Raw genomic sequence first — 12,804 nt, 5'->3', positions numbered from 1 at the left:
GGGAATGCTGGCCCGGATTCGGCGCCGCGGGGGAGCGGTGTGGGGCGGGCGAAATCCAGCCGCCGCCCGGCTTTCTCAGCTGGCGACGATTACCCGGTTGCGACCCTCGTTCTTCGCCTGGTAGAGCGCTGCGTCGGCGGCCTGGATGAGCGCCTGGCTGTCCTTTTCGGAACCACTGGCCGGCGCTACGCCGATACTCACGCTGACCGGCAGCGCCTGATGTTCCCACACGAAATCGTATTTCTCGACCATCGCCCGGATGCGTTCGGCGATCTGCGCCGCGGCGCGCGCGTTGGCGTTCGGCAGCACCGCGGCGAACTCCTCGCCACCGTAGCGAAAAACCAGATCCTCGCCGCGCGAGGTCCGCTTGAGCAGGTCGGCGAGCTGGCGCAGGACGGCGTCGCCGGCGGGGTGCCCGTGGCTGTCGTTGATGCGCTTGAAGTGGTCGATGTCGAGCAGCAGAAAGGCCATGGGCAGCGCGTTGGACTGCGAGAATGCCCATTCCGAGGCCAGAAAGTCGAGGCCGTGGCGCCGGTTCGGGAGCTGCGTCAGCGTATCGGTCAGCGCGTCCTGCAGCAGGCGCTTGTGGGCGACGGCGAACTCGCCTGTCGAACGCATGATGCCCCGGCGCTCGCGTTGAATCTCCGCGCGCAGCAGAATCATTCGCGTCGCGGTATTCAGCCGCACGCGCAAGGTCTGTACGGTCAGCGGCTTGACCAGCACGTCGTCGGCGCCGGCGTCGATGGCCTCGACGATGTGGCCCTCGCTTTCCGGCGAAGCCAGGAGCAGGGCGTAGGTCTCCTTGCCGGCACTCGTCTGGCGCAGGATGCGGCAGAAGACGGCCGCCTTGAGTCCGGGCATCGACATGTCGGCAATAACGATTTGCGCCGGCTGGCGCAGCGCCTGCTTCAGTCCTTCCGGGGTGCTGTCGAGCAGCACCGGCAGATGTCCGAGCTGTTCGATCTGTTCCATCAGCGTGGGTAGCTCGGCGGCTGGAACGCCGAGCACCTGTACCTGCAGGCGCTGCCCGGCCGCCTTGCCCGTTTGCTCGGCGTTGGCGGCGCTGACCCTCAGGCTGGGCGGGCTGGCGGCGAGTATTTCGGCGAACGGGGGCAGTTCCTGCGTACGCACCTGCAGCGTCGCCCCCCATTCGCGCCAGCGCCGAGACATCCGGTCGACCATGTCGTTGAGCGCGTCACCGCCGACTCCCAGGCGCGCAGCCCGCGTCAGCAGACCCGGCAGCAGGCTCCAGCGGGCTTCCTCGTCGGCCATGCAGATTTCGGCCAGCGAGCAGGCAAAGTTGAGCGAGTGGGTCAGCGTCTGCAAGCGCGAGCCGTCGGGAAAGCCGGCGACATCGGGCTGCTCCTGATGGTAGGCGGCCTGGATCAGCATGTCCGGCAATCCCCACTCGGCGAGCATGCTGGCACCGAGCTGGCGGTGGTCCAGGTCGAAGCGTTCGCGTTCCAGAGTCGCCAGATCCTGCTGCAGTTCCCTTGCCGCGATCAGTACCGCGGCGTACTCGTCGGGGTAGAGCGAGGCCATCGCCAGTTCGCCGACCCGGGTCAGCAGGCCGATGGTGAAGATGTCTTCACTGGAAATCTGCGCGAAACGGGCGAGCTCCTGGCAAGCGATACCCGTGGCCAGCGAATGGCTCCAGAAAGACGTGTAGTCGAACTCGGCGCACTGGCCTGTCTTGTGGCTGTGCATCACCGAGAGGCCGATGACCAGGTCGCGTACCTTGAACGATCCGAGGGCAACGATTGCCCGCTGCAGGGAGACAATCGGCCGCGTGCGGCCAAAGGCGGCGGCGTTGGCGAACTTGAGCAGGCGCCCCGCAATCGCCGGGTCCGACTGGACCAGGCGCACCAGTTCCAGGACCCGGAAATCGTCGCGCTGCAGAAGCGTGATGATCGCGAAGGCAACGCCTTTGGGCGACGGCAATTTGCCGGTCGCCTTCATCAAGCGGTAGCGTTCGGGGTCGACGAAGCTGATCAAGGAAGTCTGGGTTCCGGCATTTGCGGGCGATTATGCTACAAAACACGGATCATCGGCGGCCGGATGACGCGACTCTGGCGCCACCGCCCCTGCGCTGGCAGGCGGCGAAAGCCGATCGCTGATCGGCACGCCGCCGCCGCGCGCCCGGCCGCGGCCTGCCGTTTCTTCACAGCAGCTCGGTGTCGTCGTGCCGGTAGGGCGGGCTGCAGCAGCAGAGCAGGTGCAGCGCTTCGCCGCCGCTGGCGGTGACGCTGTGCGCCGTTCCCGGCCTGATGAGCACGGTGTCGCCGACGCCAATGGCCAGCGTTTCGCCGGCCAGGGTCATGATTCCCGTGCCGTGCGTCACGTGATAGAGCTCCTCGCTGAGCCGGTGGCGATGCAGACGCGTCTGCTGACCCGGCTGGATGATCGCCTCGGCGAGACTCTGCTGGCGGTTGCCATGCACGTCGGGATGCATCAACTCGCGGATTTCGGAGCCGTCACGGGTGACGTAGGCGGTGATCTCGCGGCGACTGGTCTTCATGTTTCCTTTTCCCGCAGGGCGGTGATCAGCGCCGGATCGTCCTCGCTGACCTTGCCGACGCGGGGGCTGACCGGCCAGCTCTGCAGGTCGCCGTCCGGGCACGGGCGGATCAAGTCTCCAGCCTCATCGGCCGGAGCGCTCAGCCAGGCCTGCCAGTGTTGGCGAGCGACAATCAGCGGCATGCGCGGGTGAATCGCGCGCAAGCCTTCGTTGGCGGCGGTGGTGACGATGCAGCAGCTGCGTACGACCTCGCCGCCCGGCGCGGTCCACGCTTCCCACAGTCCGCCGAAGGCCATCACTTCACCGGATTGCAAGGAGCTGTAGAAGGGCTGCTTGCGCGCTGGCCCGGCAGGCGCGGCGATTGCCTGCCACTCGTAAAAGCCACTCGCCGGAATCAGGCAGCGGCGTTTGCGGAACGCGTCGCGAAAGGCAGGTTTTTCGCTCAGCGACTCGCCGCGGGCGTTGATCAGACGCGCGGCAAGCGCCGGGTCTTTCGCCCAGTGCGGCAGGAGACCCCAGCGCAGCAGGTGGGCCACGCGTTGCCCGCCTGGCGACTGGCGAATGACCGCAACATCGGTCGCCGGGGCGATGTTGTAGCGCGCCGCAAGCTCGACGCATTGGTCGAGGGCGAAGTGTCGCGAGAGCCGCGAGCGAGGGGCATCGAGGGCATAGCGTCCACACATGGGCGGAGTGTAGCAGCGTCGACCGATGCGGCGAAGAGGCAGCGGCGCCCGGGCGCGCGAACGCTGCTCGCGGTGTTTTTCTTGATCGGCGGCAAGGGCGCGGGCCCGGGTCGCTGCGTATAATCTTCGCCCTAAGCCTGGCCGGCGACGCTTGTCGTCGCTGGCGACCGGTTCACCTCCTTCCCGCTCAGCGTGCCCATCCGCCATGTCCCGCCGTTCGTTGTGACCGACGCCTCGTCGTTCCGTCTGCCAGCCGAAGGCTCTGCGCCTTCTCCCGGGTCGCGCAGTCCGTTGGTTCGCTGGCTGCAGGCGAACGCGCACCAGTACCCTTCGGCCGTCGCCTTGTGCAGCGCGCGTGGCGAGTGGCGCAACGAAGAGCTGGCGGCGTGGGCCGAGCGCGCGGGCAGCTTTCTGCGCGCACAGGGACTGGTGGCTGGCGACGCCGTGGCCAGCGCCGCCGGCGCCAGCGACCTGGCGCTGGCGGCGCTGGCGTGCTCGGCGGCGAAAGTGCTTTTTCTGCCGCTCGATCCGCTGTTCGCCGAGGCCGCCTGGCCAGGCCTGCAGGCGCTCGCCGGTGGTCGCCTGCAGCGCCTTTCGCCGTTGTCCGAAGGCTTGCATCGCTTGCCCGCAGCGCCTGGCCCGCTCGTCGCCGGGCAGGTGACGAGCGACGCGGCCACGGATCTCGCGCTCCTCATCGCGACCAGCGGCAGCGAGGGCGCGCCGAAGGTGGTGATGCTCAGTGAAGCCAATATCGAGGCCGCCGCAGGGGCCGCGAACGAGCGCCTGCCGCTCCACGTCGGCGACGTCTGGCTGGCCTGCCTGCCGCTGCATCACATCGGCGGCATGGCCATCCTTGGCCGTTGCCTGCGCGCGGCGGCGACGCTGCTCCTGCACGACGGATTTTCGCCCACCGCCGTGTGGGACGATCTGCGCACGCGGCGGGTCAGTCACCTGTCGCTGGTCCCGGCGATGCTGGCGCGATTGCTCGATGTGGCGCAGGGTGCGCCGCCGCCAGGCAGTCTGCGCCACGTCCTGATCGGTGGTGCGGCGCTGTCGCGACCGCTGTTCGAGCGCGCCCTGGCCAGCGGCTGGCCGATCCACCCGAGTTGGGGAATGAGCGAGTCGACGGCACAGGCAGCGACGCTGCTGCGTCCGGACGGCGACTGGCAGGTCGGCGACGTGGGTCACCTGTTGGCCGGTCTGCACGCCCGCGTTGCCGCCGACGGGCGCCTGCATCTGCGCGGCGCACAGGTGATGGCCGGTTACCTGAACCCCGCCTGGCGCCGTGGCGACGGTCTCGACGGCGACGGCTGGCTGGCGACCGGCGACCTGGGGACGATCGACGCCGACGCTCGCTTGCGCATTCTCGGTCGCGCCGACGACCTGCTGATCAGCGCCGGGGTCAACGTGCACCCGCTCGAAATCGAGTCCTGTCTGGCCGCCTGCCCCGGCGTCAGCGACGTCGCGGTGACTGCCGTTGCCGACCCGGTGTGGGGCGACTTGCTGGTCGCCCTGGTCGTTGGTCCGGCCGAACCCGCGCTGCTGCATGACTGGATCCGGCAGCATCTGGTGGCCGCCAAACGCCCGCGTCGGGTGCTGCGCCTGGACGCGCTGCCACGCAATGCGCTCGGCAAGATCGAGCGGCGCGCCCTGCGCGTGCTCGCGCAGGGCGGCGGGGGGCCGGGTGGGGTGAGCAGATGAACCTCGCCGAGCTGCTCGACGGCCCGCGCCGCGCGCTCCTGCGCCGGCGCCTGCGCGCGCGCCTGCCGCGCGCGGCGGCGCGGGGCCTGCTCAGCGTCACCCTCGATCTCGGCGCGGGCGGTGAGCAGCGCTGGCTGGACGGCGACCTGGCGCGAGCGCAGCTCAACTGGTGGGCGCGGCCGGCAGGCGCCGCTCCGGATGTCGCCGCTGGCGATGGCCGGGAAGCTGTCCAGCGCAGTGGCGCGCACGGCGACTATCGCCTTGCCGTCGGCAGCGCGATGAGCTTCACGAGCACGGGTGCGGCGCGTTTTGCGGCCTTGCAGGCTGCTTTTTCGGGTCTTGCACCGGTCTGGGAGCACGACGACTGGCAGCAGACCGGATTCGTTCCGCTGGCGCACATCGGTTTTGCCTTTGACGAGGACGCGGGGAATGGCGCGTCGACTGCGGACGAGCTGCCGAACGCACGCCTGCTCGTGCCGGCCGTTTTGCTGGCCAATCGCGCTGGCCGCTGCAGCGCAACTTTCAGCTGTGCGGTGGGCGAAGGCGAGGGCGCCATCGACCGCTGGCGCGACGCCCTGCGTGCCGTCCAGCCGCCCGATTGGACCGCAGCTGCTGCGCCGCCGGCGAGCGTCGTGCGACGGCGCAGCGAAGTGCTCGCCGAGCGGGCGTTCCTGGCGCGGGCGCGCGCCGCGCTGGCCGAGATTGCTGGCGGTCGCCTCGCCAAGCTGGTTCTGGCGCGCAGCGTTCGCTTTGACGGCGATCGCCCGATTGCCCTGGCGCCATTGCTGGCCGCGCTTGCCGATCGCCATCCGGAGTGCGCCATTTTCGGGGTCGGCGAGCGCGGCCAGTTCTTCCTGGGTGCGACGCCCGAGCGCCTGGTCGCGCTTCGGCGCGGCGTGGTCGAGGCCGACGCGCTTGCCGGGACGGCGTGGCTGGCTGCCGTGTCGGCAGCCGGAGAAGGGCGCTCGCTGACCCTGCAGGACGACAAGAACACGCGCGAGCAGCAACTGGTGGTCGATGCCGTTCGCACCGCGCTGGCGCCGCTCTGCGTTGCGCTGGCGGCGCCGACGCCGGCCGAGGTGCTGCAGTTGCGCGAGCTGCAGCACCTGCGCACCCGGGTGCGTGGTCGCCTGCACCCCGGGGTCGGCCTTTTCGATGTTGTCGCCCGCCTGCATCCGACGCCCGCCGTCGGCGGTACGCCTGCCGGCGCCGCACGCCAGTGGCTGCGCAGCCACGGCGATCGCCGTGGTGCGTGGTACTCCGGCGGCGTCGGCTGGATCGACCGTGATGGCGATGGCGAAGTGGTCGTCGCCCTGCGCTGCGCGCGCATCAAGGGCTGCGGCGCCGAGCTGTTCGCGGGTGCGGGTATCGTCGCCGGCTCGGACCCGGCACAGGAACTCGCCGAGACCGAAGCCAAGCTGGCGGTGATCGCCGAAGCCCTGCGCCAGGCGCTGCCTGCCGTGCACCGCCCGGAGAGCCGGAGCGCATGAGCGACGCGGCCGATAACGGCCTCCTCAACCTGCGCTGGGCGCAGACGCTGGTCGATGCCCTGGCCGCTGCCGGGCTGCGCGCAGCGGTGCTTTCGCCGGGCTCGCGTTCGACTCCGCTGGCGCTGGCCTTCCTGCGCCAGACGGCGGTTCGCTGCCAGGTCATCGTCGATGAGCGCAGTGCGGCCTTCGTTGCGCTGGGCATGGCCAAGGCCACGCGGCAGCCGGTGGCGCTGCTGTGCACCTCGGGTTCGGCGCCGGCGAACTGGTTTCCGGCGCTCATCGAAGCCGATCTCGGCGCCGTGCCGCTGCTCCTGCTCACGGCCGACCGCCCGCCCGAGTTGCTCGGCTGGGGAGCCAACCAGACCATCGACCAGCAGCACCTCTTCGGCCGGCACGTACGTTCCTTCTACGCTCCGCCGCTGCCCGCCGCCGACTTCTCGCCGGCCTATCTGCAGCGCCTGGCGGCGCGGGCGATCGCCGACAGCGGGTGGCCGTTGCCGGGACCGGTGCATCTCAATCTGGCTTTCCGCGAACCGCTGCTGCCTGCCGGCGAGCTTCTCGCGACCCACGCTGCCGCGGCGTGCTCGCCGGCGGTCAGCGTCGCCGCGCCGCTGCTCCTGCCCAGGCCGCAGGCGATCGCCGCCACGCTCGCCGAGATCAGCGGCCGCCCAGGGGCGATCGTCTGCGGCGGCGCCGATTATCCGCCGCAATTCGCCGCGGCGGTCAGCGCGCTTGCCGCGCAGCTCGACTGCCCGATCCTCGCCGAACCGCTGTCGAACCTGCGTTTCGCGGCCTACGATCGCAGCCGGCTGTGCGTGCGTTACGAAAGTTTCCTGCGCCCGCCGTCGCCGCTGGCCACGGCACGCCCCGAATGGCTGCTGCGCTTCGGCGCCTTTCCGGTCACCCGCACGCTGCAGGAGTGGCTGCGCGCGGCGGCGTCGGCGCTGCAGGTGGTGGTCACCCCGGACAGCCGCTGGCCGGACCCGCAGCACGCCGCCGGCAGGCTGCTGCAGGCCGATCCGGTCGCGGCTTGCCGAGCCCTGCTGGCCGGCGGCCAGCCCGCGCCGGCCAGCTGGCGAGGCCTTTTTGCCCGCGCCGAGGCGGCTGCAGAAGCCGTGGCACGAGCCCACTGCGCGGGTGCCGCCGGGCGGCTGGCGCCCTGCGAAGGCACGCTGATTCCGGCGCTGCTCGAACGCCTGCCGGCGGGCCATCACGTCTTCTGCGGCAACTCGCTGGCGATCCGCGACCTCGACGCCTTTTCGGGCAGCGGCGACAAGCCGCTGCGCTTCTTCGGCAATCGCGGGGCCAGCGGCATCGACGGCAATCTGTCGACGGCCCTCGGGATCGCGAGCTCGGGGGCGTGCCTGGCGCTGGTCGGTGACTTGACCGCGCAACACGACTTGACCGCCCTGGCCGCTGCCAAGGGCCGCGACATCATCGTGGTGGTGCTCAACAACGGCGGGGGCGGCATCTTCGATTACCTGCCGGTGGCCGCCTTGCCCGAGTTCGAGCGCGGCTGGCTGACCCCGCAGACGGTCGACCTGGTCGCCGCCGCGCACAGTTTCGGCGTCGTCGGCGAGCGAGTGTGGTCGCTGGCCGAGCTCACCGCCAGCGTCGAGCGCGCGCTGCGGCGCGGTGGTGCGACGCTGATCGAAGTGCCGATCGACCGCCGGGCGAGTGTCGCCGCGCGCCGCGAGTTCTCGCGGCAGGTGACCGAGGCGCTGCTGTAGTATTCCCCTGCCCCCGTCATTGCGAGGAGGCGCAGCCGCGCCGCGTTTCTGCTCGGAGGTGGCTTGCGGTCGGGTCAGCCGCCGACGCTGTTCGTTGCTGTCGACAGCCCGACGTCGAAGCGGCCGCCGGCAGCCAGAACGGCTTCGAAACGGTCGAGTGGCAGCGGTCGCGAGAACAGGAAGCCTTGCTGGATGCTGCAGCCGTGGGCGAGGAGAAAATCAGCCTGTTCGCGGGTCTCGATACCTTCGGCGACGACGCGCATGCCGAACTGCTTGCCGAGTTCGATGATCGACAGGGCGATGGCGGCGTCCTTGCCGCCGCGGGCGACGTCGGTGACGAAGGCGCGGTCGATCTTCAGTTCATCGATCGGGAAGCGCTTGAGATAGCTCAACGACGAATAGCCGGTTCCGAAATCGTCGAGCGACAGGCTGAAGCCCCGCTCGCGCAGGCTGTGCAGCCGCATGATGGTGCGTTCGGCGTCGACCATCAGCAGCGACTCGGTCAGTTCAAGGACCAGTTGCCGGGGTGAAATGCCGACGCGGCGTACCGCGTCGGCGAGTTTCTCGGCGATGTCGTCCTGCTGGAAACTGGGGCTGGCCAGATTGACCGAGACGCGTACCGGGTCGAGTCCGGCGTTGGACCACTGTTTGAGGTGGCGTGCGGCAGCGGCCACCACCCAGTCGCCTAGGGCGACGATCAGCCCGCATTCCTCGGCCAGTCCGATGAACTGGCCCGGCGCGAGCAGGCCGAGGCGCGGATGCTGCCAGCGCACCAGTGCCTCGGCGCCGCTCATGCGGCCACTGGCGGCGTCGACCTTCGGCTGAAAATGCAGGCGCAGCTCGCCGTCGCCGATGGCTCGGCGCAGTTCGTTTTCCAGCTGCAGCTTGGCGCTGGCGGCGCTGTTCATCTCGTCGTCGAAGAAGCGGCAGTGCGCCGGACCGGCGCCCTTGGCGGCGTACAGCGCCTGCTCGGCGTGGCGCCACAGGTTTTCGACCGAATCCGCGTCGCGCGGGAAGACGGCGATGCCAATGCACGCGGTGAGCACCAGTTCGCGGCCATCCAACAGCAGCGGTCGGGAAACGCTGTGCAGCAGGCGTTCGGCGACCAGCGCGGCATCGCTGGCGACACGCACGTCGATGAGCAGCAGGGTGAATGCGTCGCCATCGATACGGGCGACCATTTCGGCGGGGCGCATCGGCGGATTGAGCGCCAGCAGGTCGCTTTCCCGGACCGAGAGTTTCAGGCGATCGGCAATCTGGCAGAGAAAACGATCGCCAGCGGCGTCGCCGAAGGCGTCGTTGACGCTCTTGAAATGATCAAGATCGAGATGCAGGAGTGCGCAGCTGCCCCGTGCGCGGCGCGTGCGCGCCAGTTCGACGGTGACCAGTTCGGTGAAGAAGCGCCGGTTGGCCAGTCCGGTCAGGCTGTCGTGCATCGCCAGATGCTCGATGCGGCGTTTGGCCTGTACCCGCTCGCTGATGTCCTGGGTGATGCCCTCGATCCTGACCATCCGGCCGGCGGCGTCCCTGACCGCCTGCGCCTGTTCGAGGACCTCGACCATCCGGCCGTCGAGACTTTCCATCGCGTAGCTCAGCCGGTAGGCCGTGCCATCGTGCAAGAGCGCCTTCCGTGCGGCATCGACCATTGTCTTGTCGCTGGCCCGCACACGGCTCAGGAAACGTTCCGGGGTGCCGCTCCCGGCGAGTTCGAGGTCGCCAAAAATACGGCGCAGTTCGTCGGAGCAGGTAAAACGCGCGTCATTCAACGACCATTGCCAATTACCCATCCGCGCCTGGCGCTGGGCCTGCGCCAGGCTGGCCTGGCTGCGTCTCACTTCGGCAAGGGCACGGCTGGCGCGCAGGGCGTAGCGTACGCGGTGGATCAATAGCGCCCAGTTGATCGGCTTGGTGACGAAGTCGGTGGCGCCGGCGGCATAGGCGCGTTCGATGGAATCGGTGTCGTCGAGCCCGGTGAGCATGACGATCGGCAGCCACCTGGCACGCGCGTCGCGGCGCAGCGCTGCGCAGACCGTGTAGCCGTCGATGCCGGGCATCATCACGTCGAGCAGGATGAGGTCGAATTGGTCTTCTTCGCAGGCGTGCAAAGCGGCCTCGCCGCAGTCCGCTTCGCTGACCTCGAAGCCGGCGTGACGCAGCGATTCGGCGGCCAGCATGCGCAGCATCCCGTCGTCGTCGACGAGCAGCAGGCGGCCGGTTCGTGCAGTGTCGTCCATCAGGCGTTCTCTTTCGCGGTTGCCTTCGGTGCCGCCGTGGTGGTGCGATATTGTGCCAGGCTGGCGGCGAATTCGCCGTAGCTGTCGCCGAGCCTGGATGGCCAGTCGCTGGCTGGCGAGCTGCCGGCGCGCAGCAACATCTCGAGCTGCCTGGCCTGCTCCGACAGGGCCAGCGCGCCGACCGTTGCGCTCGACGACTTGAGCGTATGCGCGCAGCGCTGCAGGGTGGTGATGTCGCCGCGCTCGCTGGCCCGTTCGATGGCCGCCAGGAGCTCGCTGGCATTGCTGGTGAACAGGTCGAGCACGCGCTCGGCGAAGGCCGGGTTGCTGCCGTCGGCGACCATCGGCAGCGCCTGCACGATAGCCGGGTCGAAAGCGGGTGGCGTGTGCGGCCGAGCCTCTTCGCTGGCGTCGCTGACGGTGACCGTTGCGCTCGCTGCCGCCTGACCGCTCGCGCCAGGCGCTGCCGCGACTTCCGCCGTCGCCGGCAGCGCGGGCAGGTTGCGCTCCAGTGCGGCGGCGAGTTGCGCCCGATTGATCGGTTTTGCCAGGTAGTCGTTCATTCCCGCGGCCAGGCACTGTTCGCGGTCACCGGCCAGAGCATTGGCGGTCAGGGCCACGATCGGGCACGGCGCACGGCCTGCCTGACGCTCGTCGGCGCGGATCTGGCGAGTCGCCTGGAAGCCGTCCATGACCGGCATCTGGCAATCCATCAGGATCAGGTCGTAGTTCCCGGCGTGTGCCGCAAGCACTGCTTGCGCGCCGTCGTGAGCACGGTCCACCTGGCATCCCAGGTTGGCCAGGATGGCGCCGGCGATCTCGCGATTGACCTCGTTGTCCTCGACGAGCAGCACGTGGCCGCCGAGCCGGCGCGCTTGCCGTGCAAGCGGCGCGGCCTGCGGCAGCGCTTGCGCGTGCCGCTGCACGCGCTGCCGGAACCAGAACGTCGAACCGTGCCCGGGCTCGCTTTCGAAACCGACCTCGCCGGCCATGCGGTGCGCCAGTTCGCGAATGATCACCAGCCCGAGACCGGTGCCGCCGAACTTGCGCGTCGTCGAATTGTCGGCCTGCGAGAAGGGGGCGAAGAGCTTCTCGCCGCTTTCCGGCGCGATGCCGACGCCGGTGTCGATGACCGCGTAGCACAGCAGGCAGTGCCCGCCATCGACGTTCGGCGAATCGCCGCCGCCGGCGGCGAGCTCGGCTCGGCATTCACAGGTCAGCGAGACGACGATCGAGCCGCGTTCAGTGAACTTCACGGCGTTGCTGAGCAGGTTGCTGACGATCTGCTTGATGCGGTAGGGATCGCCAAGGACGGCCGCGGGAACGTCCGGCCCGATCAGTGCGCTGAGCAGCACGCCCTTGGCCGAGGCCATCTCGCGAAAAGGTTGCACGACCTCCTCGACGAGTTGCCGCGGACTGAAGGCGATGAGCTCGATTTCCAGCCGCCCGGACTCGATTTTCGACAGGTCGAGAACGTTGTTCAGCAGGTGCAGCAGCGACTCCGCGGAAACGCGCAGCGTCTCGGTGTAGCGCCTTTGCTGCGGCGACAGCGACGTCTCGATGAGCAGGTCGGCCATGCCGATGACGCCGTTCATCGGTGTCCTGATTTCGTGACTCATGTTGGCCAGGAAGCGTGACTTGGCGACGTTGGCGCTTTCCGCCTGTTCCTTGGCCAGCCGCAGCTGCGCGGTGCGTAGTTCGACCTGATCCTCGAGTGTCGCCCGGTGCGCGGCAAGTTCATGGTCGCGCAACTGGACTTCACTGAGCATGACGTTGAAGCCGGCGATCAGGTCGCCGACTTCATCGTGCTGGTCGATCAACACCCGCTGGGAATAATCCTTGTCGGTGGCGACCAGGCGCATCGCCTGCCTGAGCGCCAGGATCGGCATCGAAACCGAACGCTGCAGGCGTGCGGCGAGGAGCAGGGCGACGGCGAAGGCGATCAGCGCGCCGGCCAGGACGACCAGCATGCGCCGGGTGATGTCCTGCCACATCGGCTCGAGGTCCGATTCGATGCTCAGCGTGGCGATGACTTCCCGGCCCTGGCGGATCGGGTACTCGATCTTCAGCGAGTTACTCCAGTAGTCGCCGGCGACGAGCGCGACGCTGGCGCCGGGACGCGTGGCCGCTAGCGCTGCCCGCTCGGCGGGGTAGTGCGCGAAAACCGTTCCGTCGCGCAGGGTGATCGAACCGCCGATGACCTCGGGGCGGGCGCGCAGGCCGGCCAGCGTTTCGCTGGCCGCGGGCGCGTCGGCGAAGGCGATCGCCGCGGTGCTGCTCGCGGCCAGAATCTCGGCCATGCCCGTGAGCTTGGCGAGTTCGGCCTCGCGGTTGTCGTCGATCTCCGAGCCGGCAAAGAGCAGGGTGCTGATCAGCAACCCGGCACCGGCGGTGAGGCCGATGATCAGCATCATTTTGTTCTTCAGCGGCAGATCGCGGAAACGCATC

General features: G+C 69.3%; 8 protein-coding genes. 3 read left to right on the top strand and 5 right to left on the bottom strand.

Features of this window, described 5'->3' with window-relative positions; translation table 11 throughout:
- Positions 1-75: 75 nt before the first annotated feature.
- The 3 genes from QZ613_RS08740 to QZ613_RS08730 all read right to left on the bottom strand — a co-directional run bounded on the left by QZ613_RS08740 (position 76) and on the right by QZ613_RS08730 (position 3,201).
- Entirely contained in the window at positions 76-1,995 is a 1,920-nt protein-coding gene (locus QZ613_RS08740) for a diguanylate cyclase (protein WP_291982038.1), read from the bottom strand.
- A gap of 166 nt (positions 1,996-2,161) precedes the next feature.
- Positions 2,162-2,518 carry a cupin domain-containing protein gene (locus QZ613_RS08735; protein ID WP_291864135.1) on the bottom strand — a complete coding sequence of 119 codons (357 nt, stop codon included), beginning with the start codon at positions 2,516-2,518 and terminating at the stop codon, positions 2,162-2,164.
- The gene (locus QZ613_RS08730) at positions 2,515-3,201 is read right to left on the bottom strand and encodes an SOS response-associated peptidase (RefSeq protein ID WP_291864138.1); all 687 of its coding nucleotides are present in this window, start codon (positions 3,199-3,201) and stop codon (positions 2,515-2,517) included. The genes QZ613_RS08735 and QZ613_RS08730 overlap by 4 nt, the downstream gene beginning before the upstream one ends.
- A gap of 291 nt (positions 3,202-3,492) precedes the next feature.
- Between QZ613_RS08730 and QZ613_RS08725 the strand changes: the two genes are divergently transcribed.
- The 3 genes from QZ613_RS08725 to menD are packed head-to-tail and all read left to right on the top strand — an operon-like array spanning position 3,493 to position 8,122.
- Complete coding sequence (locus tag QZ613_RS08725; RefSeq protein ID WP_291903469.1) at positions 3,493-4,902, top strand: fatty acid--CoA ligase family protein; 1,410 nt, start codon at positions 3,493-3,495, stop codon at positions 4,900-4,902.
- Complete coding sequence (locus QZ613_RS08720; RefSeq protein ID WP_291864144.1) at positions 4,899-6,392, top strand: isochorismate synthase; 1,494 nt, start codon at positions 4,899-4,901, stop codon at positions 6,390-6,392. Before QZ613_RS08725 ends, QZ613_RS08720 begins: the two co-directional genes overlap by 4 nt.
- On the top strand, positions 6,389-8,122 hold the full coding sequence (gene menD / locus QZ613_RS08715) for a 2-succinyl-5-enolpyruvyl-6-hydroxy-3-cyclohexene-1-carboxylic-acid synthase (protein WP_291864147.1): 1,734 nt from the start codon (positions 6,389-6,391) through the stop codon (positions 8,120-8,122). Before QZ613_RS08720 ends, menD begins: the two co-directional genes overlap by 4 nt.
- A gap of 74 nt (positions 8,123-8,196) precedes the next feature.
- Here menD and QZ613_RS08710 read toward each other — a convergent pair whose 3' ends face one another.
- Together QZ613_RS08710 and QZ613_RS08705 are read right to left on the bottom strand one after the other, a co-directional pair.
- On the bottom strand, positions 8,197-10,356 hold the full coding sequence (locus QZ613_RS08710; protein ID WP_291864150.1) for an EAL domain-containing protein: 2,160 nt from the start codon (positions 10,354-10,356) through the stop codon (positions 8,197-8,199).
- Entirely contained in the window at positions 10,356-12,803 is a 2,448-nt protein-coding gene (locus tag QZ613_RS08705; protein WP_291864152.1) for a response regulator, read from the bottom strand. Before QZ613_RS08705 ends, QZ613_RS08710 begins: the two co-directional genes overlap by 1 nt.
- Position 12,804: the final 1 nt, after the last annotated feature.

The sequence above is a fragment of the Candidatus Accumulibacter sp. ACC005 genome, from assembly GCF_907163215.1.
Taxonomy (GTDB): Bacteria; Pseudomonadota; Gammaproteobacteria; order Burkholderiales; family Rhodocyclaceae; genus Accumulibacter; species Accumulibacter regalis.
The sequence above is the reverse complement of the archived record's forward strand: the minus strand, read 5'-3'. Positions and strand labels throughout refer to the sequence as shown.

Coding starts and splice junctions, on each gene's coding strand:
- QZ613_RS08710 (WP_291864150.1), bottom strand. CDS start 10,356: ATGGACGACACTGCACGAACCGGCCGCCTGCTGCTCGTCGACGACGAC.
- QZ613_RS08735 (WP_291864135.1), bottom strand. CDS start 2,518: ATGAAGACCAGTCGCCGCGAGATCACCGCCTACGTCACCCGTGACGGC.
- QZ613_RS08705 (WP_291864152.1), bottom strand. CDS start 12,803: ATGCGTTTCCGCGATCTGCCGCTGAAGAACAAAATGATGCTGATCATC.
- QZ613_RS08730 (WP_291864138.1), bottom strand. CDS start 3,201: ATGTGTGGACGCTATGCCCTCGATGCCCCTCGCTCGCGGCTCTCGCGA.
- QZ613_RS08720 (WP_291864144.1), top strand. CDS start 4,899: ATGAACCTCGCCGAGCTGCTCGACGGCCCGCGCCGCGCGCTCCTGCGC.
- menD (WP_291864147.1), top strand. CDS start 6,389: ATGAGCGACGCGGCCGATAACGGCCTCCTCAACCTGCGCTGGGCGCAG.